Below are 25,005 nucleotides of genomic sequence, written 5' to 3'. Positions count from 1 at the left end.
GCCAATATCGGCACTCGTAGCCTGAGCATCTCAGGTATCGATATTAAGCATCTCGTAAAGGACAATTGACAATGCCTGACTCCGACGATCTGCCTCTCCTCGCGACGAACGACACGGTCGAGCGCGCCGGGCGCCACCCCTGCTGCGGCGGGCCTGCCCATTCAAATCCCGTCACACTTGTAACTCCCACCGGGGCGCTTCATCGCCCTACCCTGCCTCACGATCCGCAAGCAACAACGCGCCGCGCTGGCGCCACAGACTGACAAAGGAGACGAGCAATGACCAAGCACACCGCAATGAAGACCCCACCAATCGTTTCACAGCAGGCGTGGGAAGCCGCGCGCGAAGAACTGCTGGTGAAGGAGAAGGCCACACTGCGCGCCAAGGACGCGCTGGCCGCCGAGCGCCGGCGCATGCCGTGGATGGAAGTGGACAAGGCCTATGTGTTCGAGGGGCCGAACGGCAAAGCGAGCCTGCTCGATTTGTTCGAAGGCCGCCGCCAGTTGATCGTCTACCGCGCCTTCTTCGAGCCAGGGGTTCATGGCTGGCCCGATCACGCTTGCCGCGGCTGTTCGCTCGGCGCCGACCAGGTCGGCCATCTCGCCCACCTCAACGCCCGCAACACCACGCTTGCCTATGCCTCGCGCGCACCGCAGGCCGACATTGCGCGGCTGAAGAAGCGGATGGGCTGGGAGATGCCTTGGTACACCATCACCGATAGCTTCGACAAAGACTTCGGCGTCGACGAATGGCACGGCCACAACGTCTTCATCCATGACGGCGACCGGGTATTCCGCACTTATTTCATCAACAGCCGCGGGGACGAGGCGATGGGCACCGTGTGGAGCTACCTCGACGCAACGCCGCTCGGCCGCCAGGAGATCTGGGAAGACTCGCCCGAAGGCTATCCGCAGACCCCGCTCTACGGCTGGTGGAACTGGCACGACAATTACGATGCCGCGCCCGACCAGAAATGGGCAGAAGTGTCGGCTGCCGGCGAAGCGGCGTTCAGGGACAAGGACGGCCAGTAAGGATCTGCTGAGAGTGTCCGGCCGCCATCCAGCTTGGGTTCCTCGCCCCCGCCAAAGGCGGGGGAGAGGTGGCCGCGAAGCGGCCGGAGAGGGGGCTTTCGTAGGACGCGGCCCCCTCTCCGTCTCGGCTTCGCCGAGCCACCTCTCCCCCACTCTCGTGGGGGCGAGGAACCCAAGTCCTGGCGAGCAGGTCGCACGCACCAAGGCATAACCATCAAGGGAAAAGGACCATGAGCGATATCCATACCGGTGCCAGCGGCGCGATCCCTGCTGAAGACACAAGCCCGACCACCCCTGGCCTCGCCGACTGGCTGTGCCTCGCCGCGGCACCGACCTTCGCCCTGATGGCGCTGTTCAGCTGCATTCAGGGTGGCGATGCGGCCATGCTGTGCATGGGCGCCAATACCTCGCCGTTCACCGGAATGGCCGCGATGTATCTCCTGATGAGTGCCTTCCATCTGACGCCCTGGCTGAGGGTGATGTCTGGCCGGCCGGTCCGGCAATGAAACTGGTCAGGCTGAGAGCGCCGGGTGGCTTGGGCAACCTCGAACTGGTGGAGGAAGACCGTCCCCAGCCAGGATCGGGCGAAGTGCTGGTCAGAATCCGGGCCTGCTCGTTGAACCTGCGTGACGATTTCGTCGTTCAAGGCAAGATGCCGCTCGCCGACGGCCGCGTTCCGCTGTCCGATGGCGCGGGCGAGGTGATCGAAGTCGGCGACGATGTCGATGCGTTCAAAGCTGGAGACAGCGTCGTCAGCACCTTCTACCCATCGTGGCTGGGCGGTGACATGACGCCTGCGACCAGGCGCGACATACCGGGAGAAAGTTTCGACGGCTTTGCAAGCGAATATGTGTGCATGCCGGCACACGCCTTCACCAAGGCCCCGGTGGGCTACACGCATGTGGAGGCGGCAACGCTCACCTGCACCGGCGTCACCGCCTGGCGCGGCCTGGTTGTGTGCGGCAAGGTGAAACCCGGCGACACCGTGCTGGTCCTCGGCACAGGCAGCGTATCGCTGTTCGCGTTGCAATTTGCCAAAGCCGCCGGCGCCAGGGTTATCGCCACGTCTTCCGACGAGCAGAAGCTGGAAAGGCTCGGGCGCCTCGGCGCCGACGCCGTCATCAACTACAAGGCCGTGCCGGACTGGGGCCAAAAGGCCTGGGATTTGACGGACGGCCGCGGCGTCGATCACGTGATCGAGGTCGGCGGCCCCGCAACGCTCACGCAGTCGATAGCGGCCTGCCGGACGGGCGGGCACATCGCCCTGATCGGCGTCCTCACCGGCTTTGCGGCGCAAGTGTCGATCCCGGCCCTGTTTTCGAACCAGCTCCGCATCAGCGGGATCTCGATCGGCAGCAGGGCGGACCAGGAGGATATGATCCGGGCCATAGAGGTCAACCGTCTGAAGCCCATCATCGACCGCAGTTTGGCGCTTGAGGACATCGCTGGTGCCTTCACGCACTACGAATCCCAACGGCATTTCGGCAAGGTCTGCCTCGAACTTTGAGCGCCCCGAAAGCGGCATCACCGCACATCCATCAGCAACAGCCAATTGACAGCCCGGAGGAAACGGCGCTGACTGGCTGAACAGGTGGATCGCACAACAGGCGGGCGATATCGACCGCCGGCGTCGCCTTGGGGAGGATGCCATGCCAACCGTAATTGGCCATCACAACATCACGAAGGACAGCAAGCACTGGCTCAGTTCACCCAAGCGCAAGGAGCTTTTCGGCGCCCTTGGGATCACCAACATCCGCACGTTCGTCGATCCGCAGAATCCGAAACGAGTGGCCCTGATGATGGACGTCCCGGACATGGATGCCCTTGCGACAATGATGCAGAGCCAGAAAGCCGCTGACGCGATGGTCTACGATGGCGTGGTACCGGAATCGCTGGTGATCCTGGTCGAAGCCAAGGGTTGATGCGCGTCGCCTGAATCCGTTTCAACGCGACGCGCTTTAATGCAAGTGGCGGAGCTTGTCGGGGTTGCGCACCACATAGATTGCCGCGATCTTTCCGTCCTCGATGTCGAGTGCGGTCGTCTGCAGTTCGCCATCGGCTTCCAGCGTGATGAAGCCGGGCAGTCCATTGACGAAACCGACACGAACAAGCGTCGAGGCGTTCTTCTGCAGCCATTCCGCCACACGCGCGTATTGCTGCATCACGGCATCGAACCCCAGGACCACTTCCGTGGCTGCCGGACGCTTCCCGCCGCCATCGGCATGGGCGCTGACATCGGCCGACAGCATCGCGCCAAGCGCCTTCATGTCGCCGCTACGCGAGGCGGCGAAGAAGGCCTCGGCAAGCTCGAGGCCGCGTTGCCTTTCCACCTTGAAACGCGGTCTCGCCTGGCGGACATGGGTGCGCGCGCGGGCAGCGAGCTGACGGCAGGCGGCGGGTTCGCGCTGGATGGCGGCCGCGACCTCCTCGAATCCCAGCCCGAACACATCGTGCAGCAGAAAGGCCGCCCGCTCGAGCGGCGAAAGACGTTCCAGCACCAGCATCATCGGCAGGGTGACGTCTTCCACTTCGTCCTCTTCCACGACGGGATCGGGAAGCCAGGGACCGACATAGGTCTCGCGCTGGCGGCGCGCGGATTTGAGCTGGTCGAGACAAAGCCGCGTGACCGTGCGGCGCAGGAATGCCGCGGGCTCCCGCACCTCGCCAAGGTCGGCCCGCATCCAGCGGATGAAGGCCTCCTGCACGACATCCTCGGCATCCGCCACGGAGCCAAGCATGCGGTAAGCGACGCGCATCAACGTCGGACGCAGCGGATCGAAGGCCGCCGCCGCATGCTCGGTCGCTGCGCCCGTCATCAGGCGGCCGCCGCCTTGGCCGCGGACCTTATCGCCGCCGGATCGGCCCAGCTACCGAACCCAACCGCAAGGCGGTTGTAGCCGTTGATCACATTGATCATCAAGGTGAGCTTGACCTGCTCTTCCGGCGTGAATTCGGCCTCCAGGGCCTCGTAGGCGCTTTCGTGCGTATGACCTTCGCAAATCCGCGTCAGCGCCTCGGTCCAACCGAGCGCGGCGCGTTCGCGGTCGGTGTAGCAAGGCGCCTCGCGCCACGCCGACAGCAGGTAGATGCGCTGCTCGGTTTCGCCGTCCTCGCGTGCAAACACCGTGTGCATGTTGAGGCAGTTGGCGCAGCCGTTGATCTGGGATGCACGGATCTTCACAAGCTCGGCCAGGCTGGGCTCGAGGCTGGAGGAAATGGCGAAGGATGCGCGCTGCCATTCCTTCATCAGCGAGGGGGCAGCGGCGAAGAGATCAAGTTTTGCGGTCATGATTGGCTTCCTTCTGTTGGTGCCGACATCATGACGAGTCAGGATCCGCCAGTGTGACATTCACGCCAGGTTTTTATCGCCAGCCAGCGCGAGAGATCGCCCCGGCACCTGGTATCGGCCGTCGGCGACGCTTGCCTAGGTCGCGATATCGTTGACTGGCAGCAATGGCTTGGGGAGGTCAACCTCACCAAGCCCGGTGCGCAGTTCGATCTCGATGTCGCGACAGATTTGCGAGATCGGAACATCGTTGGCGTTGCCCTCGAAAGGGTTGGCACTGCTCTCGCCGACCTGGTCGAGAGACATGTATGCCCACCCCAGGAGTGTGCTGAAGGGGATCGTGAGCCAGATCGCGATCGGGCCGAGTGCGCCGCCCAGTTTGCCCATGTCGGCAAAGACTGGAACCACGCCAAATGGCAGCAAGGTGCAAAAGATCATGACGAACAAGGAACTGACGATGGCGTATTGCCGGGGATATGGATTGTTCTTGATGCGGTCGCAGCGCGCCTGCTGATCATGGAAGTCGCGGATCAGCTTGATGAGTTCGGCATAGACCTGCGGAGGGATTTTGGCGTCCTTGAACAACGCATTGACCTGGACCGATTGCATTTCAAGCAGGATTAGCGCTGGACGAGGCGACTTGACGACGTCGTTGGCTTGTTCGCCCAACAGCGGACGCAGTTCGTCGGCGATCGAGCCCCCATCCTCCTGGATATGGTAACGCCGCCGGTATTCGACATTGACCGCCCGCCCCATGGATTCCCACGGCATCGGCCGCCGCAGGGCGAACCGCAGGGCCGTCAACCAGGCGAGATGGCGGTAGATGAGTTGCCTGGCTGTCGGCACATCGTTGAAGTCCCTGCAGAAATTGGACCACAACCGGCTGCTGGCTGTAATTTGCGCAAAGGCTTGCAGCGCTTCACTGCTGCGGGTGAAAACCTGCGAATTCTTGAACCCGGCAACGAGTGACACGGTGGTGCCGAGCACGAGCACGACCGACCATGGCACCGAAAACCCGGCGATGCCCGGCAGACGGTAGGCCGCCACGGCCAGTGCGCTCACCACCACCATGTAGATGACACTGCCCCGCGACCAGAGAGCGAAATCTACCACCTTGTAGGAACGGCCTACATACATCGGGTGCCCTCGAAAGCGTGGACGACAAGCGAATCAAGCCATCACGCCTAGCATACCGTTTGCGCACCATGAATGGCCGTCTTGGCATGAGGCCGACTGTTGCGAGGCCGATTTCCCAAAGCGCGTCGCGTCCAATCTTGCCAAAAAACATGGGCACGGGGTCGCCCCCGTGCCCATGGCCTTTCACCTACCTCAATTGCACTTCGGCTTGGCGCTGTTGCAGGCGTCGACCAGTTCGGCCGGCGGATCCTTGTGGAACACGGTCTTGAAGGACTCCAGCACGTTGGACTGCACCACCGGCAAGGACTGGACGCCGACCCAAGCGGGCGTGGGTTCACCGATCAGCGCCTTCATCATCGCCAGCGCTTCGGCAACGCCCTGGTCATAGGGGCGCTGCGAACCGGTTGCCTTCAGCGGCCCACCCTTGGCGATTTCGATCGCCGACTGCAGGCCGAGATCGACAGTGGTGATCGGAATGTCGATGCCTTGCGCGCGCATCGACGACAGCGTGTCGAGCGCCGGCTGATCCCACACCGCAAACAGGCCCTTCACATCGGGATTGCCGGTGAGGAAGTCGCCGGCGATCTGCGACACCTTGGAGGGATCGGTGAAATCAACCTGCTTCATGACGATGTCGGGCCGGTTCTTCTTCATCCACTCGCCGACGCCCTTGGTGCGCTCGTTGGTGCTGAAATAGTCGACGCCGAAATTCACCAGGCCGATCGTGCCGCCCTTCGGCATGCAGGAAGACAGGATCTGCGCCGCGATCTGGCCGTTGCCCTGGCTGTCGGCCGAGATCATCGAGGCAAAATCCTTTGGAGATTCGAGGCCAACCGGGATGCTGTCCATGAACACCAGCTTGATGCCGGCCTCGCCCACCTTCTTGTAGGTCGGCGCCGTCGCGGTGAAGTCGACCGGAATGGAAATGATGCCGTCGGGATGCTGCTGGATGGTGTTCTCGATATCAGCGATCTGCTTGTCGACCTGATATTCGGCGGACGCGACGCCGGTCACGGTCACGCCATACTTGGCCAGCGTTTCGCTGATGCCTTGCACCTGCAGTTGCGACCAGTCGAGGTTCACCGTCTGCATGGAAATGCCGACCTTGAATTTGCCGGCCTTGACCTTGGCGGCTTCGTCGTCGCTCAACTTCAACTCGTCGGGCGAGGCTGCCTTTTCACCGTGCGGGCCCTGGCCGACAATGCCCTTGGGACCGAGCGTGGCCATGTCGACGCCGGTAACGCAGGTTTCCGGCGTTTGCGCCGAGCTTAGGGATGTTGAGAGCGCGAACGCGCTGGCGGCGATGCTCAATCCTAGGAAAAGCGAGTGGATTCGTGCCGAGTGCTTCATGACTTTCCTCCGTTGATCGTTGACGTCTCTGGTGCCGTTTGGAGCCGGCAATTTTCTGCTGAAATCCGCGGGCGCGCGCCTTACCTCCTCGTGAAGGCGACCGCGGCGACGATGATTGCTCCCTTGATGACGAGTTGCAGCGACGAGCTGACGCCAAGCAGCACCAGCCCATTGTTGAGCGTGCCGATGATCAGGCTGCCGAGCAGCGTGCCCAGCACGAAACCGCGACCGCCGAACAGGCTGCAGCCGCCGAGGATCACCGAGGCGATGACATCGAGCTCCATGCCTTGCACGACATCGGGCCGCGCCGCATGCGAACGCGCCGACAGGATCAGCGATGCCAGTCCGGCGAGCGTTCCGGTCAGCACGAAGGCCAGCGTGGTGACCTGCTTGATATGGACGCCGGAATAGAGCGCCGCAGTCGGGTTGCCGCCCGCCGCATAGACGCGCCGCCCATAGACGTTGTAGTGGAGCAGCAGGATGCCGGCGATCGTGACGCCAAGCGTCCACAGAATCGGCGCCGGGATGCCCAGCACCGAGCCTTCGCCGAAGATCGCGAAATAATACTCATTGGTGATGATGACCGGCTTGGTGTTGGTGACCATCAGCGCCAGGCCGCGCGCGCCGCTCAACGTGCCCAGCGTCACCAGGAAGGACGGGATTTCGAGGCGGGTGGTTAACACGCCGTTGATCAGCCCGATCAGCGCCCCAGTGCCCAATCCCGCTAGCGCGCCGACGACCCAGTTGTTGGCGACGAAAGCCATGGCCAGCGACGCACTCATACCCGAAAGCGCCAGCGTCGAGGCGACGGACAGGTCGATCTGCCTGGAGATGATGACGAACGTCATGCCGACGGCAATGATCGAGACCAGCGTCGTCTGGCGGCCGATGTTGAGAAAATTGTCGATCGACAGGAACCAGGGCGACGCCAGGCTGAAGACGATCAGCATGACGGCGAAGGCGACGTAAAGCATATAGGGGCGCTCGCCCTGAAGCAGATGCTGCAGCGCCGAGCGACCGCCTGGCTGGTTGGCGGCTGCCCCCCTTGCCACTGGTGGATTTGCCGGGCTTTGGGTGTCGGTCATGCCGCGTGCTCTTGCGATGGCTGCGAAAGTTGAATGAGGTGATGGAGATCCTCGGCGCTGCCGAATTCCTGTCTCGAAATCGTCTTGGTGATCCGGCCATCGACGACGATCGAGACGCGGTCGCAGAGCTGAAGCAGTTCGGAAAGATCCGAAGACACCAGCAGCACACCGCTTCCCGCCGCCGCTGCGGCGCGAATGACGCCGTAGATCTCCTCGCGCGCACCGACATCGACACCAACCGTCGGCTCGTCGAGCAGAAGCACGCGCGGCCGCGGCTCGTTCCATTTGCCGAACACGACCTTCTGCTGGTTGCCCCCGGACAGGTTCTTCACCGTGGTCGATGCGCCTGGCGCCTTGACGGCCAGCCGATGCATGGCGGCGTCGGCGTGCTCGCTCGCCGAGCGGCGCTGCAGCCAGCCCAGGCGCGAGAAATACGGCAACCGTGGCAGGGTCAGGTTGCGCTCGATCGAATGTTCGAGGACCAGGCCCTGGACGTGCCGGTCCTCCGGCACCAGCGCTATGCCTCGCCGTATCGCCGCGGCCGGATCGGTTCCGTTCAGCGAAACGCCGTCGAGGCTGGCATCGCCCGACTGGACGGGCAGCAGCCCGAAGATCGTCTGCAGGATTTCGGTGCGTCCGCTACCGATCAGGCCGGCAAGGCCGTGGATTTCGCCGCTGCGCAGTTCGAGATTGGCCCGGTCCAGCCTGTCATTGCTGACGCCCCTCAATTCGAGCACGGGCTTTTCAGGGGAACCAGGGCGGGCATAGGACATCACGCTTTGCCCCGCTGCCGTGGTGCCCGCCTTCAGAACGGCGTGATCCGGCCCGACGATCGCGCCGACCAATTGCCTCATACTGGTCTGTGACGTGATAAATGTTCCGGCGTTCTGCCCGTCGCGGAATACGGTCACCCGGTTCGAAATCCGAAAGACCTCATTGAGGCGATGCGTGACGTAGATCACCCCGACGCCTCGCGCGGCAACAGCACGGATCGCCTCGAACAGGATCTTCTCTTCATCGTCGGTCAGCGCCGAGGTCGGCTCGTCGAGGATGAGCAGGCGAACGTCGCCCATCAGCGCCTTGGCGATCTCGGTCATCTGGCGATAGGCAAAGGGCAGCGACCCGACCATGGCGCGGGCATCGAGCGGGATATTCTGAGACTTGAGGAAGGCTTCGGCCTGCGCCACCAGCTGGCGTTTTTTCAGGAAGCCCAAGCGGGTCTTCGGCTCTCGTCCCAGCATCAGATTGTCGGCAACCGAAAGCGATTCGACCAGGCTCAGATCCTGGTAGACCACCGCCACGCCGGCATCACGCGACTGGGCGGGCGAAGCGAACGAGACAGGCTCGCCATTGATCGCGATCGAGCCGCCATCATGCACATGCACGCCGCTTAGAATCTTGATCAGCGTCGATTTGCCGGCCCCGTTTTCACCAAGCAGGGCGTGCACTTCACCGGATTTGATTTCGAGACTGACACCGCGCAGCGCATTGACACCGCCGAACCGCTTGCTGACGCCCTCGACGCGCAGCAAGGGAGTCCCGGACGATGGCGAAATCGAACCCTGTTCGATCATGACGCCTGCATTTCCTTCCCTTGACGCGTCCCCTACCCCGATCGAGATTGTCTTTTGAGACTTCTCTTACTTTTTTTGTGACTTTTCCATCAGGCCAACGAAATGTCAAACGGAGTCAGGCGGCAGTTGGAATGATTCCGGCCCTACCTCCCCATGTTCGGTGATGACGGCGTCAAAACCGTCCATTGGCGCGAAGAAGGCGCGCTTGAGCTTGCCGATCTTGCTGCTGTCAACGACGAGGTAGTTTTCGCGCGCCAGGCCCATCACCTTCTGCTTCACCACCGCCTCGTGGAAATGCTCGCAGGTGGCGCCACGTTTGGCATCGACGCCGGCGGCCGACAGGAAAGCTGCATTGATGCCGACGCTCTTCAAAATGTCGAAGTCATGCGTGCCCGAGAAAGACGCCGACGCGGGATGATAGACGCCACCCAGCATGATGATCGTCACACTGGCCTTGCGGGTCAGGCGTTCCGCGACATTCATGGCGTAACATATTGCCGTTATTCGATAATCATCTGGAATGAGGTCGATCAGATGGATCAGCGTCGTGCCGCAATCGATGAAGATCGTCTCGTGGGGCCGAATTTTCCGCACCGCGTGCAGGCAGGCTTCGCGCTTCGCCGCCGCATGGCTGTCGGCCGCGGTCGCCAGTTCGTAAGGCGCGTCGGTATCGATCTCGGCCGCCGCCAGGATGTGTCCGCCGAGAAAGGCGATCTGCCCCGGATTGGTGGCAATGTCACGCCGCACGGTCATCTCCGAGACGCCGAGCAGCGTCGCCGCCTCTCTCAGATGGATAACCCGCCGTTCCGATAGCAGATGGATCAGCCGGGCTGTCCTTTGCGCTTTGCGAGCAGTCATGCGTTGGGCCTGTCGGTCGCCTGAAATGTGAGGAATTTAACAACCGCCCTCACTCAGTTGCAAGCGCGGTGTGCGAATCCGCCCAGTCATGCAAGAGAGCGGTCTTATCAGGTGCGATGCGAAAGATAGTCGCGAAGACGAAGCAGCCGACGTTGAATTTCCGGCGTGTCGAACAGAAACTGGCCACCACCGGGCCTGTAGCTCGCAAGCTTTACAACGGCACTTTGGACAAGCTCGTCGTCCGGATAGGCCTCGTCGAGCAGCACTTCCAGGCTGTTGGCAGCGGCCAGGCTGGTGTCTTCTCCGCTGACGAACCTTGTCAGCACCAAGATGAGACTATCCACGGGGTCACCCCTTCCCCGCCCCGAACCGCAGACCGTCCATCAGCAGCGACACCAGCCGGCGTGAGCGGTCGCGCCATTGCGGGGTGTCGGGTGCCGAATAGATGCCCGACAGTGCGTGCAGCACGTCGGAAGCGTCGACATCGCCGCGGATCGTGCCTTCGGCCACAGCAGCCTCGACCAGTTGCCGCAAGGCCTGCGAGACCCGGCCCGACGTGTCGGAAAACAGCGTCGAATTGGTGGTCAGCAGGATGCGTAGGCTGGTCGCCAGGCCGCGCTTGGTGGCGATATAGTCGACGAAGCGCTGCATCCACTGCTCCAGCGCGACATCGGACGGATGTTTTCCGGCGAGCTCGCCGGCAGCCGCGCACAGCGCCTCCGCCTCGCGCCGGTAGACCACCTCGACTAGGTGCTCGCGGGTCGGAAAATGCCGGTAGAGCGTACCGATACCGACGCCGGCTCGGCGCGCGATCTCTTCCAGCGAGGCGTCGATGCCACGCTCGGCAAAGACGGCGACCGCCACCTCGACCAGCCTGTCACGGTTGCGCTGCGCGTCGGCGCGCAACGGCTTGGCCTCTTCGACCTTCTCTTCTGCAATCACGGACGGCTCGGCGGCCAATTTTTTCTCCACGGTGTGGCGGGGGGCTTGAACCCGGCCGGGTCCGCCCCCCCGGAATAATCGGGGGCGCCTCCGTTTTAGTGGAGCACCTTTATCATATAATAGAGGGAACCGGTATGTCACGTGCTGAAAGTCGCTTCCCCCGCCCGCTGGGAGGCCGGTGAAGACCGATGAGTGCTATCTCCCCCATACGAGGAGATTAGCCAACCCGACCGCAAGGTGACCTTGCTCTTCCTAGGCCAGGCACCAGTTCATTCCCATCCGCGTCAAGCAAGTGGAGCCAGACGCCCATGACCAGCTTTCCCCTCGCTCTCACCATCAACGGACACCGATACGAACTGGAGGTCGATCCACGCGTCACACTGCTTGACCTGCTGCGCGAGCGGCTTGAACTCACCGGCACCAAGAAGGGCTGCGACCGCGGCCAGTGCGGCGCTTGCACGGTACTGGTCGATGGCAAGCGCATCAACTCCTGCCTGGCGCTTGCCGTCAGCCATGACGGCGCCAAGGTCTTGACCATCGAGGGTGTCTCCCATGGTGAAGACCTGCATCCGGTGCAGGCCGCCTTCATCGCCCATGACGGCTTCCAATGCGGTTTCTGCACGCCGGGTCAGATCATGAGCACGCTCGGTCTGATCGCCGAGGCGCAAGCCGGCGACGATCCCGAGCGCATCCGCGAGGGCATGAGCGGCAATCTCTGCCGTTGCGCTGCCTATGGCGGCATCGTCGAGGCCGTCCTGGAAGCCCAGGAACAACTGGCCAAGGCCGACCGGAGGACCGCGGCGTGAAGAACTTCGATTATATCAGGCCCACCACCATTCCCGACGCCATTGCGGCGGCGGCCGAGCCGGGTTCAGCCTATCTCGCCGGCGGCACCAACCTCCTTGACCTGATGAAGGGCGGCGTCACCAGCCCCGAGCGTATCGTCGACATCTCGCGCCTGCCGGAGCTCAACCGCATTGAGCGGCTGGCCGATGGCGGCCTGCGCATCGGCGCGCTGGTGCGCAATGCTGACCTCGCTCATGATCCAGAGTTCGCCAGATCCTATCCGGCGGTGGCGGAGGCCTTGCTGTCGGGCGCCTCGGCTCAGCTTCGCAATGCCGCCACCGTCGGCGGCAATCTGCTGCAGCGCACGCTCTGCAGCTATTTCTACGACACCGCCAGCGCCTGCAACAAGCGTGAGCCGGGCGCGGGCTGCGACGCGCTGGGTGGCGAGAACCGGCTGCATGCCGTGCTCGGCTGGAGCGACGCCTGCATCGCCACGCATCCATCGGACTTCTGCGTGCCGCTGGTGGCGCTCGACGCCGTGGTCGAGATCGAGGGCAAGAAGGGCCGGCGTCATGTGACGCTGGAGGAATTCCACCGGCTTCCCGGCGAGACGCCGCAGCGGGAGAATGGGCTGGAGCCCGGCGACCTGATCGTTGGGGTGCGCCTGCCGGCGGAGGCCGCCTCCTTCTCCGCCAATGCCCGCTATCTCAAGGTACGCGAGCGCACCTCCTATGCCTTCGCTGTTGTCTCGGCCGCCGCTGCCCTTGTCGTCGAAGGCGGCAAGATCCGCCAGGCGCGGTTGGCACTGGGCGGGGTAGCGGCCAAGCCGTGGCGGGCGCGTTCGGCGGAAGCGGTCCTGCTTGGCGCCGATGCCGACGAGACGAGCTTCGTCTGTGCGGCGGACGCCGCATTGGCCGATGCCAGTCCCTCCGGCGACAATGCGTTCAAGATCGAGCTCGCACGCCGCATCGTGGTCAGGGCGCTGATGTCTGCCCTGGCGGGAACGCCTGGACGGCTGCCAGCCCTTCCTGCCTCCCCATTTTCCTCCATTCCCGGAGTGCGCCATGACGCTTGAACTCAGCCTCAATCAGCAACCCGCCCATCTCCGGCAGGGCTCCAGCATCGGCCAGCCGCTGACCCGCCGCGATGGTTTTCTCAAGGTCACCGGTGCCGCCCGCTACGCCGCGGACAATCATCCGCCAGGCATGCTCTACGCAGTACTGGCCGTCAGCGGCATCGCGCGCGGCCGCGTTGCTTCACTGGATGTCGAGGCGGCCAAGGCGCACGGGGGCGTGGTCGAGGTGATGACGCCCGAGAACCGGCCACCGCTCGCCACCGATCCGGATGCCAAGAACAATCCCTTCATGTTCCGGCTCGACCTGCTGCAGAACGATCGTATCCGCTACCCGAACCAGACGATTGCCGTGGTGATCGCCGAAACGCTGGAGGCGGCGACCGAGGGGGCGGCACTGCTATCGCCGCGCTATGAAGCGCGGCCGGCGCGCGTTGGCCTCGACGGCGCCGAAAGCTTTGTGCCGGGCGGTGTCGGCATCGGCAGTCCTGCGGTGCACCACAAAGGCGATGTCGAGGCCGGTCTCAAGTCGGCGGCGACGCGGATCGAGGCGACCTACGAGACGCCGGCCCAATACCACAACGCCATGGAGCCGCATGCGATCGTCGCCGCCTGGGATGGCGACAGCCTGTCGATCGACACGCCGAGCCAGGGCCTTGCCATGGCACAGGGCCGCATCGCTGGCCTGTTCGGCATCGCACCGCAAAACATCCACATCCGCAGCCCTTTCCTGGGTGGCGGCTTCGGTTCCAAGGGCATGATCTCCGGGCCGCAGGTGCTCGGCATTCTGGCGGCGCGTCTCGTCGGTCGACCGGTCAAGCTGGTGCTGCGGCGCGAGCAGATGTACGGGCCAGTCGGCCATCGCGCGCCAACGCGCCAGACCTTGCGCATGGGCATGGACAGCGAAGGGCGGCTGACAGCGATCGACCATCACGCCAAGACCGCATCGAGCACGTTCGACGATTTCTTCGAGCCGGCCGCCGATGCCTCGCACACGCTCTATGCCAGCCCGGCCATCGCCACTTCGCACGAGGCGGTGCGGCTGGACACGGGCACGCCGCTGTTCATGCGCGCGCCGGGTGAAGCCACCGGCTCGATCGCGCTGGAGAGCGCCATCGATGAGGCGGCCGCGGCCTGCGGCATGGACCCGCTGGAGTTTCGGCTGCGCAATTATGCCGAGGTCGAGCCGATGACCGGCAAGCCGTTTTCGTCCAAGGCGCTGCGCCAATGCTACACCCAGGCATCAGAGCGCTTCGGTTGGCACCGCCGTCCGCTCCAGCCGCGCCAGATGCCGGACAAGGATGGCTTTCTAACCGGCTGGGGCATGGGCACGGCGACCTTTCCGGCGATCATGTTCCAGGCTGAGGCACGTGCGGTGCTGAGGGCCGACGGCAGCGGCCTGATGGAGACCGGCGCGCAGGACATGGGGCAAGGCGCCTGGACCGCCTTCGCCCAGATCGCCGCCGACGGGCTGGGGCTCGACATCGACCAGGTCGATTTCAGGGCCGGCAGCTCCGACCTGCCCAACGCAGGCATTGCCGGCGGCTCCGGCCATACGGCGACGGCCGGCATGGCGATCCACAATGCCGGAGCCGCCGTCATCGCCAGGCTCGCCGATCTCGCCACCGGCCATGAAGCCTCGCCGTTGTTCGGCGCCGGCAACGAGGGCGTCCTGGCCCGTGGCGGCCGCCTCTACCGGCGCGACGACGAAAATCGCAGTGAAAGCTACGGCGAGATCCTGGCCCGTGCCGGGCTCGCCGAGATCGATGGGCGTGGCACGGGAACCCCAGACCCGTCGTCGCGGGAGGCCTATGCCATGCACGCGCATGGCGCTGTGTTCGCCGAAGTGAAGGTCGATCCCGATTTCGGCCAGATCCGCGTCACCCGACTGGTCGGTGCCTTTGCCGCCGGGCGGGTCATCAATCCGCGGCTGGTGCGCAGCCAGTATTATGGCGGCATGATCTGGGGCGTCTCCTTCGCACTGCATGAGGAGGCCGTCACCGACCGGCGCTCGGGCCGTATCCAGAATGCCAACCTCGCCGAATACCATGTCCCGGTGAATGCCGACGTTCCGTCGGTCGAGGCGCTGCTGGTCCACGAGGACGACCCTTACGTCAACGCGCTCGGCATCAAGGGCGTTGGCGAAATCGGCATCACCGGCACGGCTGGTGCCGTCGCCAATGCGGTCTGGCATGCAACTGGCGTGCGCCCCAGGCGCTTTCCAATCCGGATCGAGGACCTGCTGGGATGACGAGTGATCCGTAAAACGGACAGGAAGCCAGTTGCCTGGCTTTCCAACGACGAATGCCCGGAGCGAAAGCGAAGGGACGGACAGCTGGGAGACACGGGTGAGCCTGCCGGCCGTCCTTGCCTGCCCAACATCAGCTCAATCGACCTCGCGTCAAGCAACTGGAGCCAGACGCCCATGACCAAAACAACAATTCCCGTCCATCTCGACATCAACGGCGATCGCCACACCCTGCAGCTCGAGCCGCGCGTCACGCTGCTCGACGCCTTGCGCGACCGTCTCGGCCTGACCGGCACCAAGAAGGGCTGCGACCACGGCCAGTGCGGCGCCTGCACCGTGCATGTCGACGGCGAGCGCGTGCTGGCCTGCCTGACGCTGGCCGCGCAGGCCGAGGGCCGCACCGTCACCACCATCGAGGGGCTTGCACGGGAGGGCGAACTGCATCCCGTGCAGGCTGCCTTCCTCGAGCACGATGCCTTCCAGTGCGGCTATTGCACGCCCGGCCAGATCATGTCGGCGGTCGCCTGCATCCGCGAGGGCCATGCCGGCTCGGATGAAGAAATCCGCGAATACATGGCCGGCAATCTCTGCCGCTGCGGCGCCTATCCACACATTGTCGCCGCTGTCCGCCAGGCAGCCCTGGAGGTCCAGTCATGAGAGATTTTTCCTATCTGCGAGCCGGCTCGCTCGATGCGGCCCGCCAGGCAGCCGCCCTGCCCGGCGCCATGCTCTTGGCCGGCGGCACCACGCTCATCGATCTCGCCAAATGCGGTGTTGCCGAGCCCGACAGTCTGGTCGACATCACCCATCTCAAGGGGCTGGACAAGATCGAAGTCAGCGCAAGCGGCGCCACCATCGGTGCACTGGCCAAAATGGGCCATGTCGCCGACCATGCCGATATCAAGAGCTACTTCCCCGTCGTCTCCGAAGCCCTGTGGCAGGCGGCTTCGGCGCAGATCCGCAACATGGCGACCATCGGCGGCAATCTGATGCAGCGCACGCGTTGCCCCTACTTCCGCGATCCGGCGAATTTCCCTGCCTGCAACAAGCGGGAACCCGGCAGCGGCTGTTCGGCTATCGGCGGTGTCACGCGGGGACACGCCGTACTCGGCACCAGCGAAGCCTGCATCGCCATGTATCCAGGTGACCTCGCCACCGCGCTGGTCGCCTTCGACGCGATCGTCCATCTCGGCGAGCGTCGGGTTTCGGTGGACGATTTCTTTCTGTTGCCCGGCGCCACGCCCGACCGGGAACACGCGATCGAACCGGGCGAGATGATCACCGCCATCGAGATCCCCGACTCCGCCGCCGCCCGGCGTTCCACATACCTGAAGATCCGCGACCGCCAATCCTATGAATTCGCCGCGGCAAGTGCTGCCGTCGGCATCGAGTTCGACGCTGACGGGCGCACCATCCGGGATTTGCGTGTGGCGCTGGGCGGCGTCGCGACCAAACCGTGGCGGGCGCGGGCCGTGGAAGAGGCGCTGAAAGGCAAAGTGCTGGAACCGGACGCCGTCCGCGCCGCCAGCCTGCTCGCCGTCGAAGGCGCCATCGACAACGGCGCCAACCACTACAAGATCGAACTGGCGCCGCGCGTCGTCGCCCGCGCCATCCTGAAAATGGGAGAAACCGCATGACCGTTCACAACATGAGACATGGTGATGCGTCCGATGGCGGCTCCGACGCCGTTGGCGGCCGGCTGTCGCGCGTCGACGGCCCGGCCAAGATCACCGGTGCCGCGAAATACGCCGTCGAGCAGCAGCTCGAAGGGCTCGCCTACGCCGTGCTGGTCGAAAGCACGATTGCATCAGGCAAGGTGCGCTCGATCGATACCGCCGAGGCCGAGGCAGCGCCCGGCGTGCTCAAGGTGTTGACCCCGGACACCATCATCAGCCTCAGGACTGCCTCTGACTGGTTCGGCACACCACCGCCGGACAAGCCCTATTGCCCGTTGGCGCGCGACATCACCTTCTCAGGCCAGCATGTCGCCGCGGTCGTAGCGGAAACCTTCGAGCAGGCTGTTGCGGCCGCTGCGCTGATCAAAGTCAGCTATGACGAGACCCCCTCCATTGTCGACCTCAGCGACGCCAAGGCCGGCGACGGCATTCCGATCGATGCCATGACCAAGGAATGGGGCGACGCCCAGGCAGCCTTCGCCTCGGCTCCGGTCAGGATCTGCGCCGCCTACAACACGCCGCGCGAATACCAGGCGCCGATGGAACCGCATGGGCTGATCGCCCAGTGGGATGGCGACAAGCTCACCGTATGGGAGCCGAGCCAGTGGCTGGACGGCATGGCGCGCACCTATGCCGAATGGTTCGACGTGCCGTTCGAGAATGTGCGGCTCGTCTCGCCCTATATCGGTGGCGGCTTCGGCTCCAAGGCGCTGGCGCTCAGCCATGGCGCGGTGGCGGCAAGTGCCGCCAAAATGCTCGGCCGGCCGGTGAGGCTGGTGATGACGCGGCCGCAGACATTCACCGGCTACGGCGGGCGCGCGGCGACACGCCAGACGGTGACGATCGGCGCAGATGTGGGAGGAATAATCCAGTCGATCGTGCATCGTGGCATCAACGAGACGTCGATGGACGGCATGTGGGTCGAGCCGCTGGGATCGGTCACCTCGATCATGTACGCGACGCCGAATTTCTCCTCGAAGCAGAATGTCGTGCGGGTGAATTCGGTGGTGCCGGGCGCCATGCGCGCGCCGGGCGAAAACCCCTCGGCCTTCGGCATCGAGAGCGCCATCGACGAACTCGCTTATGAGGTTGGCATCGATCCGCTGGAGATCCGCCTGAGAAACTATGCCGAGCAGGACCCACACGCCAGAAAAGCCTGGTCTACCAGGCAGTTGCGCGAGGCTTTTGCTGCCGGCGCAGAACGCTTCGATTGGGCAAGGCGGACACCACAGCCGCGCTCGATGCGTGACGGCAACCAGCTGATCGGCTGGGGTGTCGCCGCCGGCACATACCCGGTGCGGCGCGCCTATGGCGAGGCCATCGTGCGCATCCTCGCCGACGGCTCGGTCGAGGTCGAAAGCTCCTCGATCGACATGGGCCAGGGCACCTACACGATCCTAGCGCAGACCGCCGCCGAGACGGTCGGCGTGGCGGCCGACAATGTCGTGGTGAAGCTGGGCGACTCGCGCTTCCCCCGCGCCGGCGTCGCCGGCGGATCGCGGCTAGCCGGCGTCATGACCGGCGCCGTCTACAAGGCGGCGACCTCGGCGCTCGACCAGCTGGTGGGGCTGGCGATCAGCGATCCGCGCTCGCCGTTCCACGCGCTGCAGGCCAACACGCTGGTGGTCGCCAACGGCCGTATCTCATCGCCGCGCGGCGACGGCCCCGATCTCTCCATCGCCGAACTGCTCGGCAGCGTCGGCCGCGACCATATCGAAGCAACCGGCGACACCATGCCGGCCAATTCGACGGCGCAGGATCGCTACAAGAACTACACCACCATCGCCATGGCGCTGCCGCATACGGAGGGCGACTATTCCCGCCACAGCTGGTGCGCGCATTTCATCGAGGTGCGTGTCGACGAGGATTTCGGCACGGTGCGCGTGTCGCGCGTGGTGTCGGCGCTGGATTCGGGCCGGCTCTACAATCCCAAACTCGCCGAAAGCCAATGGAAGGGCGGCATCATCATGGGCATCGGCCAGGCGCTGCTCGAGGAAGGCATCGTCGACCGCCGCCACGGCCGCATCGTCAACAACAACCTTGCCGACTATCTGGTGCCGACCAACGCCGACATTCCGGACATCGAAGTGATCTCGGTCGGCATTCCCGACCTGCATTCCTCGGTGCTCGGCGGCAAGGGTGTCGGCGAGCTCGCGATCGTCGGCGTGGCACCCGCGATCGCCAACGCGGTCTTCCACGCCACCGGAAAACGGGTGCGCGACCTGCCGATCACGCTGGAGAAGCTGATTTAGGGGGCGACGATCTCCCCCCTTGCGGGGGAGATGGCCGGCAGGCCAGAGGGGGGTACTGTCCCGCCGGCATCTCAACCCAATCACAATCGCGCCGTCCAGTGATTTCCGGTTGAAGGTGGTAACCGCGAAGTTTGGCGATCCTTCCCACCCCCCTTTGCCCTGCCGGGCATCTCCCCCGCAAGGGGGAGCTTGGCAGCTCCGCCATCTTCGCCGATCACCACTCCAGCCCGAACACCAGCTTGCCGAAATGCAGGCCGCCGGCGGCCATGTGGGCGTAGGCTTCGGCTGCCTCGTTTTGCGAAAACACCTTGTCGACGACCGGCTCGATTCCAGCTGCACCGATGGCGCGGGCGGCGTCGTGAAGGTCGGACACAGATCCGGTGTTGTTGCCGACCACCCTCAGCGCCTTGATGATGATCGGCAGCAGATTGACCGTGGCCTCGGCGCCGGTGACGAAGCCGATGGTGAACAGCGTGCCGCCGGGCGCGGTGGCGTTGATGGCGCGGGCGAAGGTCGCGGTGCCGCCGGTCTCGACGACGAGGTCGGCACCGAGGCCGCCGGTCAGCTCCAGCACCTCGCCGTCCCAGTCCGGCGTCGCGCGGTAGTTGATGAGATGATCGGCGCCGAGCGCTTTCGCCCGCTCCAGCTTCTCGTCCGACGACGAGGTGATGATGACCGTGGCGCCGGCGGCTTTCGCAAGCTGCAAGGTGAAGATCGAGACCCCGCCGGTGCCGAGCAGCACGACGACCGAGCCCGGCCCGACATCGGCGGCGCGGATGGCGTTCCAGGCAGTGGTGCCGGCGATTGGCAGCGTCGAGGCCGCCTCGAAGGAGAGATGCGCCGGCACCGGCACGACCGAATTGGCCGGCAGCGCGACATATTCGGCCAGCGACCCCGGCAGCGAGATGCCGCGCATCTGGGTCATCTCGTAAGGGCGCGGCCGGCCACCGATCCAGCGCGGCTTGGCGTGGGCGACGACGCGATCGCCGACGGCCAGTCTCGTAACCCCCTCGCCCAGTGCAACAATCTCGCCGGCGCCGTCGGCGACGGGGATGAGCGGAAAGCTCGGTCCGGGATAATTGCCGCTCGCCACCGCGACATCGACGAAATTGAGGCTCGCCGCACGCTGGCGGATCAGCACCTCGCCGCGCTGCGGTTCGGGGGTGGCCAGGGTGGCGGCTCGGAAGGCGTCCAGCCTGGGTTGGCTTAGTTCGATGGCTTTCATGGTTTCACTCCGGTGCGTCGATTGATGGGTTGAGTGAACCTAGCTACTGCGCTATCTCTGGATAATCATTGGCTTTTGCATTTGAGTACTGCGAATCATGCAGCAATCCCAAGAACCAGTGGCCCTTGCCGAAATGGCGGCCTTCGCGGCCATTGCCGAGGCGCGGTCCTTCACCAGAGCTGCGGCGCGTGTCGGGCGTGACGCGACCATCCTGTCGCGGCGGCTGCAATCACTGGAGGAGCGGCTGGGTGTCAGGCTCCTCCATCGCACGACGCGCAGCGTGTCGCTGACCGAAGCGGGTGCCGAATTCCTGGTGCGCGTGCGCGCCATCCTCGCCGCTGTCGACGAGGCCGAGGCCGCCGCGTCGGCACATGCCGGCGGCCGCCCGCGCGGCCTGCTCCGGCTGGCGCTGCCCGGCACATTCGGGCGCATGTGGATCGGGCCGCTGCTGCCTCAATTCCTTGCCGAATTTCCCGATGTCCGCATCGAGGCGGAATTCTCCAACCGCTTCGTCGATCTGGTCGCCGAGAATTTCGACGTCGCCGTGCGGCTCGGCGCGCTGGAGGATTCGCGCCTGGTGGCGCGCAAGGTGGCGACGCGGCGCCGGCTGCTCTGCGCCGCCCCGTCCTATCTCGCCAGAAGGGGCAGGCCGGAGACACCGCAGGCGCTGCTCGAACATTCCTGCCTGGGCTTCAGCGGCTTCCAGACCTTTCCGGCCTGGGAGATGACCGACCGCGAGGGCCGGCACGTGCGCGTCGAGGTTTCCGGGCCGTTGGTCTCCGACGATGCCGAGGTGCTGGTCCAGGCCGCCGTGCAAGGCGTCGGCCTGATGATGAGCACCGACTGGCTGGTCGGCCGGGAACTCGCCGACGGCCGGCTGGTGCCGATCCTGGAGGACTGGACGCTGGCCGACGAAGGCGCGGTCTATGTCGTCGCGCCGTCAGCCAAGGGACAAGCCGCCAAGACCCGCGCCTTCGCGGACTGGATCGGCCAGCGCTTCGCGCCGGAGCCGCCCTGGCTGCGGTGAGGCCGCCGGTCTCCCACAAAGGGGGAAGATCACACGCTCCTCCCCTACTTCCCCTGCTGCTTCATGAACTGGCTGAGCAGATCGACCGGCAGCGGGAACACAACCGTGGACGAGCGTTCGCCGGCGATGTCGTGCAGGGCCTCGAAATAGCGCAGTTGCATAGCTTGCGGCTCGGCGGCCAGCATCTTGCCCGCCTCGACCAACTTGGCCGCCGCCTGCTGCTCGCCATCGGCGTTGATCACCTTGGCGCGGCGCAGCCGCTCGGCCTCGGCCTGCTTGGCGATGGCGCGGATCATGCTCTCGTTCAGGTCGACATGCTTGATCTCGACATTGGAGACCTTGATGCCCCAGGCGTCGGTGCGCTGGTCGAGGATCTCCTGGATATCGCTGTTGAGCTTGTCGCGCTCGGCCAGCATTTCGTCGAGCTCATGCTTGCCGAGCACCGAGCGCAGCGTGGTCTGCGCCAGTTGGTTGGTGGCGGCCATGAAGTCCTCGACCTGGATGATCGCCCGTTCGGCGTCGACGATGCGGAAATAGAGCACCGCGTTGACCTTCACAGAGACGTTGTCGCGCGAAATCACGTCCTGCGGCGGCACATCCTGCACCACCACCCGCAGATCGACCTTGACCATCTGCTGGATGAAGGGGACGAGGATGATGAGACCGGGACCTTTGACCCCGGTGAAGCGGCCGAGCGTGAAGACCACACCGCGCTGATATTCCCTGAGGATGCGAATGGCCGCGGACAGGAACATGACCACGACCAGCGCAAGCAACAGATAGGCCACGTAACCGATGCTCATTTCTTTGCTCCATTCCTTCCGGCGTCGCGCCGCCGCACGGTCAATACGAGGTCGCTGATGTCGGTGACCTCGACGCTGTCGCCGGGTGCGATGGGTTCGTTGGCCTTCGCCCGCCAGCGCTCGCCCTGGGCCAGTACATGGCCCTCGCCGCCCTGCCAGTCGAGAATCTGGGCCGACAGTCCGCGCATCGCCTCACCGCCGACACGCGGCAGGCTCTTGCGCGCCGCCCAGACATAGGTGCCCGTCAGCAGCGCCAGCCCAAGCGTCAGCGCGGCGGCGGGACCGATGACGGCCCATGACACGGCGAAGCCCGGACCTTGGGTCTTGAGCAGCACGGTTGCGCCAAGCAGAAAGGCGGCCACGCCGCCGAGTCCAAGCACCACGGTGGGGTTGAAGGCCTCGACAACGAGGAAGGCGACGCCGAGCAGCATCAGGGCGAGGCCGGCATAATTGATCGGCAGGAGATTGAGTGCATAGAGCCCAAGCACGAGGCAGATGGTCCCGATGACGCCGGGCGCCACCGCGCCGGGGCTGGTGAACTCGAAGATGATGGCGTAGACGCCGACCAGCATCAGGATGATGGCGACGTTCGGATCGGTGATGACGGAGAGAAGCTGGATGAACCAGCCGGGTTCCAGCGTCTCGACCCGCAGCCCTTTGGTCGCCAGAACCACTTTCCTGCCCGCTACATCGACGGTCCGCCCATCGGCCAGTTGCAACAACTCGGTGGTGTCGTGGGCGACGAAGTCGACCACATGTTCCTGCAGCGCCGCGTTGGCCGAAAGGCTCGCCGCTTCGCGCACGGCTTTCTCGCCCCAGTCGCCATTGCGCCCGCGCAGTTCCGCCAGCGAGCGGATCAAGGCAACCGCGTCATTGGTCACCTTGGCCATCATCGCGTCGCCTGCCGGCCGCCCGGTGGCGTCCTTCTCGTCGCCCTTGTCGTTCTTGTCGCTCTTGTCCTTGTCGCCGCCCGGAAGCGACGGCAGCCCGCCCATCTCGACCGGCGTCGCGGCGCCCAGATTGGTGCCGGGCGCCATCGCCGCAACGTGGGTGGCATAGAGGATATAGGTGCCGGCGCTGGCGGCATGGCCACCGGCCGGCGCGACATAGCCGATGACGGGCACCGGTGAAGCGAGGATATCGGCGATCATCTCGCGCATGGAGGTGACCAGCCCGCCGGGTGTATCGATCTGAAGGATGAGAACTTCGGCGCCCCGCTTGGCGGCGACATCAAGCGCTTCCTCGAGTTGCCTGGTGCTTGCCGGCCCGATGGCGCCGTCGATTGCGACGCTCAGCGCAACCTTCTCGCTCCCGGCCGAAGAGAAGGGAGAAAAGACAGCTGCGGCGACGAAGGCCGCGGCAAAAAGGGCCACCCGCGCGAAGGTCACGCTCAAAGCTCCGTGGATTCAATATGGGTTGTATTTTGCGAAGTCCAAGAGGAGAGCGACGTCGGCGATTGCGAACGCGGCTGAGCGCACAATCTCACTTGTGGGGAGTTGGTCGGCCGCCAGAGGCGCGCGCAAGAGCAGGAAATATTTGTGCCCTGGGCTCAACCTCGCCAGGCCGACCGGGCTCGCCCGGCAACTATGTCTCTGGAGAATCTACTCCGGCGATGGCACCGGCGGCCGCGACGTCATCGCGGTGCCGAAGGCGGCGGCAATGACGGCGGCGATCCCTGCGCATTGCGTAGGGGTCAGGCTTTCGTGCAGGAACAGGAAGCCGGCCAGCGCGCCCAGCCCGGGCTCGAGGCAGGTCAGCGTGCCGTAGATGCGGGCCGGCATCCTGGTCAGCGCCACCATCTCCAGCCAGAAGGGCAGCGCACTGGAGAACAGCCCGACGAGCAGCGCGCTGGTCAGGATTGACGGTTCGAGCAGCGCGGTTCCCGCCTGTGCCACGCCGAAGGGCAGCACCAGCACGGCTGCGATGGCCATGCCATAGGCTGTGGTGCGCGAGCCGAGTTCAGCACCCGCCTTCTGGGCGAGCACGATGTAGAGCGCCCAGAAGCCGCCGGCCGCCAGCGCCAGCATCACCCCGGTCGGATCAAGCGGTTGCATCGAATGGACGAAAGGCGACAACAGCAAGATGCCGGCCACCGCCAGCGCGATCCAGGCAAAGTCGCTGGCACGCCGCGAGGTCAACGTCGCCACCAACAGCGGGCCGGAGAACTCCAGCGCCACCGCTATGCCGAGCGGAATGGTGGCGAGCGCGGCGTAAAACAGAAGGTTGAGCGCGCACAGCGTCACGCCATAGGCGATCAGCCATGGCATGGTGGCGCGCGACGGCCGCATCTGCCACGGCCGCAGCACCGCGATCAGCATCAGCGCGCCGACGACCAGCCTGAGCGTCGTCGTGCCCTGCGCGCCGATCAGCGGGAACAGGCCCTTGGCGAAGGTGGCACCGATCTGGATCGACACCATGGCGCCCATCAGCGCGGCGATCGGCAAGGGCGCCGCTTCGCGACGGGCAACCGGCGTCGATGTCATTTTCGCTCATCCTCCATGCCGCCGGATCAAACCCGCCTGGCGGCATCGCGATAGGCCGAACCGGCCGGCCTGTCGTGAGACAGCGCCGACGTCTTGATGGGGCAAGGTGCCGGCAACCGCCAACCGGTCACTGATGTCGCCAGTCTCGATGCCAGCCGCGGGCCGGTCTT

General features: G+C 64.9%; 24 protein-coding genes. 11 read left to right on the top strand and 13 right to left on the bottom strand.

Features of this window, described 5'->3' with window-relative positions; translation table 11 throughout:
* The first annotated feature begins 278 nt into the window (after positions 1–278).
* The 4 genes from AC1D2G_RS07875 to AC1D2G_RS07860 all read left to right on the top strand — a co-directional run bounded on the left by AC1D2G_RS07875 (position 279) and on the right by AC1D2G_RS07860 (position 2,953).
* Positions 279–1,031 (top strand): DUF899 domain-containing protein, encoded by a 753-nt coding sequence (locus AC1D2G_RS07875; RefSeq protein ID WP_477413132.1) that lies wholly within the window; start codon positions 279–281, stop codon positions 1,029–1,031.
* Positions 1,032–1,261: 230 nt separating this feature from the next.
* Positions 1,262–1,537: a hypothetical protein gene (locus tag AC1D2G_RS07870; RefSeq protein WP_457154681.1), complete on the top strand. Its 276-nt coding sequence runs from the start codon at positions 1,262–1,264 to the stop codon at positions 1,535–1,537.
* A complete protein-coding gene (locus AC1D2G_RS07865; RefSeq protein ID WP_477413130.1) occupies positions 1,534–2,538 on the top strand; it encodes a zinc-dependent alcohol dehydrogenase family protein in 1,005 nt (334 codons plus the stop codon). The genes AC1D2G_RS07870 and AC1D2G_RS07865 overlap by 4 nt, the downstream gene beginning before the upstream one ends.
* Positions 2,539–2,680: 142 nt before the next feature.
* Positions 2,681–2,953 carry a hypothetical protein gene (locus AC1D2G_RS07860; protein WP_095091279.1) on the top strand — a complete coding sequence of 91 codons (273 nt, stop codon included), beginning with the start codon at positions 2,681–2,683 and terminating at the stop codon, positions 2,951–2,953.
* A gap of 36 nt (positions 2,954–2,989) precedes the next feature.
* Here AC1D2G_RS07860 and AC1D2G_RS07855 read toward each other — a convergent pair whose 3' ends face one another.
* The 9 genes from AC1D2G_RS07855 to AC1D2G_RS07815 form a co-directional block, all read right to left on the bottom strand.
* Positions 2,990–3,847 (bottom strand): sigma-70 family RNA polymerase sigma factor, encoded by an 858-nt coding sequence (locus tag AC1D2G_RS07855; protein WP_477413128.1) that lies wholly within the window; start codon positions 3,845–3,847, stop codon positions 2,990–2,992.
* A complete protein-coding gene (locus AC1D2G_RS07850) occupies positions 3,847–4,320 on the bottom strand; it encodes a carboxymuconolactone decarboxylase family protein (protein WP_477413126.1) in 474 nt (157 codons plus the stop codon). The genes AC1D2G_RS07855 and AC1D2G_RS07850 overlap by 1 nt, the downstream gene beginning before the upstream one ends.
* 135 nt (positions 4,321–4,455) lie before the next feature.
* The gene (locus AC1D2G_RS07845; RefSeq protein WP_477413124.1) at positions 4,456–5,454 is read right to left on the bottom strand and encodes a bestrophin family protein; all 999 of its coding nucleotides are present in this window, start codon (positions 5,452–5,454) and stop codon (positions 4,456–4,458) included.
* A gap of 192 nt (positions 5,455–5,646) precedes the next feature.
* Positions 5,647–6,804 carry a substrate-binding domain-containing protein gene (locus AC1D2G_RS07840; protein WP_477226787.1) on the bottom strand — a complete coding sequence of 386 codons (1,158 nt, stop codon included), beginning with the start codon at positions 6,802–6,804 and terminating at the stop codon, positions 5,647–5,649.
* A gap of 80 nt (positions 6,805–6,884) precedes the next feature.
* Positions 6,885–7,889 carry an ABC transporter permease gene (locus tag AC1D2G_RS07835; protein ID WP_477413122.1) on the bottom strand — a complete coding sequence of 335 codons (1,005 nt, stop codon included), beginning with the start codon at positions 7,887–7,889 and terminating at the stop codon, positions 6,885–6,887.
* Complete coding sequence (locus AC1D2G_RS07830) at positions 7,886–9,463, bottom strand: sugar ABC transporter ATP-binding protein (protein WP_477413120.1); 1,578 nt, start codon at positions 9,461–9,463, stop codon at positions 7,886–7,888. Before AC1D2G_RS07830 ends, AC1D2G_RS07835 begins: the two co-directional genes overlap by 4 nt.
* A gap of 105 nt (positions 9,464–9,568) precedes the next feature.
* Entirely contained in the window at positions 9,569–10,321 is a 753-nt protein-coding gene (locus tag AC1D2G_RS07825; protein WP_477413118.1) for a DeoR family transcriptional regulator, read from the bottom strand.
* A gap of 107 nt (positions 10,322–10,428) precedes the next feature.
* A complete protein-coding gene (locus AC1D2G_RS07820; RefSeq protein ID WP_477395896.1) occupies positions 10,429–10,665 on the bottom strand; it encodes a hypothetical protein in 237 nt (78 codons plus the stop codon).
* Positions 10,666–10,669: 4 nt separating this feature from the next.
* Positions 10,670–11,281 carry a TetR/AcrR family transcriptional regulator gene (locus AC1D2G_RS07815; protein ID WP_477413116.1) on the bottom strand — a complete coding sequence of 204 codons (612 nt, stop codon included), beginning with the start codon at positions 11,279–11,281 and terminating at the stop codon, positions 10,670–10,672.
* Positions 11,282–11,571: 290 nt separating this feature from the next.
* Between AC1D2G_RS07815 and AC1D2G_RS07810 the strand changes: the two genes are divergently transcribed.
* The 6 genes from AC1D2G_RS07810 to AC1D2G_RS07785 all read left to right on the top strand — a co-directional run bounded on the left by AC1D2G_RS07810 (position 11,572) and on the right by AC1D2G_RS07785 (position 19,297).
* Entirely contained in the window at positions 11,572–12,069 is a 498-nt protein-coding gene (locus AC1D2G_RS07810) for a (2Fe-2S)-binding protein (protein ID WP_477413114.1), read from the top strand.
* Positions 12,066–13,124, top strand: coding sequence for an FAD binding domain-containing protein (locus AC1D2G_RS07805; RefSeq protein ID WP_477413112.1), 1,059 nt, complete (start codon positions 12,066–12,068; stop codon positions 13,122–13,124). Before AC1D2G_RS07810 ends, AC1D2G_RS07805 begins: the two co-directional genes overlap by 4 nt.
* Positions 13,114–15,372, top strand: a complete 2,259-nt coding sequence (locus AC1D2G_RS07800) for a xanthine dehydrogenase family protein molybdopterin-binding subunit (protein WP_477413110.1) — start codon at positions 13,114–13,116, stop codon at positions 15,370–15,372. Before AC1D2G_RS07805 ends, AC1D2G_RS07800 begins: the two co-directional genes overlap by 11 nt.
* A 174-nt stretch (positions 15,373–15,546) precedes the next feature.
* The gene (locus AC1D2G_RS07795) at positions 15,547–16,026 is read left to right on the top strand and encodes a (2Fe-2S)-binding protein (RefSeq protein WP_477413108.1); all 480 of its coding nucleotides are present in this window, start codon (positions 15,547–15,549) and stop codon (positions 16,024–16,026) included.
* Positions 16,023–17,006, top strand: a complete 984-nt coding sequence (locus AC1D2G_RS07790) for an FAD binding domain-containing protein (RefSeq protein ID WP_477413106.1) — start codon at positions 16,023–16,025, stop codon at positions 17,004–17,006. Before AC1D2G_RS07795 ends, AC1D2G_RS07790 begins: the two co-directional genes overlap by 4 nt.
* On the top strand, positions 17,003–19,297 hold the full coding sequence (locus tag AC1D2G_RS07785; RefSeq protein ID WP_477413105.1) for a xanthine dehydrogenase family protein molybdopterin-binding subunit: 2,295 nt from the start codon (positions 17,003–17,005) through the stop codon (positions 19,295–19,297). Before AC1D2G_RS07790 ends, AC1D2G_RS07785 begins: the two co-directional genes overlap by 4 nt.
* Positions 19,298–19,511: 214 nt before the next feature.
* On the opposite strand, the gene AC1D2G_RS07780 is transcribed toward AC1D2G_RS07785, so the two are convergent.
* Positions 19,512–20,522 (bottom strand): zinc-dependent alcohol dehydrogenase family protein, encoded by a 1,011-nt coding sequence (locus tag AC1D2G_RS07780; protein ID WP_477413103.1) that lies wholly within the window; start codon positions 20,520–20,522, stop codon positions 19,512–19,514.
* Between the two features lie 97 nt (positions 20,523–20,619).
* Between AC1D2G_RS07780 and AC1D2G_RS07775 the strand changes: the two genes are divergently transcribed.
* Positions 20,620–21,549, top strand: a complete 930-nt coding sequence (locus AC1D2G_RS07775) for a LysR family transcriptional regulator (RefSeq protein WP_477413101.1) — start codon at positions 20,620–20,622, stop codon at positions 21,547–21,549.
* Positions 21,550–21,593: 44 nt separating this feature from the next.
* On the opposite strand, the gene AC1D2G_RS07770 is transcribed toward AC1D2G_RS07775, so the two are convergent.
* The 3 genes from AC1D2G_RS07770 to AC1D2G_RS07760 all read right to left on the bottom strand — a co-directional run bounded on the left by AC1D2G_RS07770 (position 21,594) and on the right by AC1D2G_RS07760 (position 24,835).
* Entirely contained in the window at positions 21,594–22,352 is a 759-nt protein-coding gene (locus AC1D2G_RS07770; RefSeq protein ID WP_095091267.1) for a slipin family protein, read from the bottom strand.
* Positions 22,349–23,740 carry an NfeD family protein gene (locus tag AC1D2G_RS07765; RefSeq protein WP_477413099.1) on the bottom strand — a complete coding sequence of 464 codons (1,392 nt, stop codon included), beginning with the start codon at positions 23,738–23,740 and terminating at the stop codon, positions 22,349–22,351. The genes AC1D2G_RS07770 and AC1D2G_RS07765 overlap by 4 nt, the downstream gene beginning before the upstream one ends.
* 213 nt (positions 23,741–23,953) lie before the next feature.
* Positions 23,954–24,835, bottom strand: coding sequence for an EamA family transporter (locus AC1D2G_RS07760; protein WP_477413097.1), 882 nt, complete (start codon positions 24,833–24,835; stop codon positions 23,954–23,956).
* Between the last annotated feature and the right edge of the window lie 170 nt (positions 24,836–25,005).

The organism is Mesorhizobium sp. P2_C7, assembly GCF_056404515.1.
The sequence above is the reverse complement of the archived record's forward strand: the minus strand, read 5'-3'. Positions and strand labels throughout refer to the sequence as shown.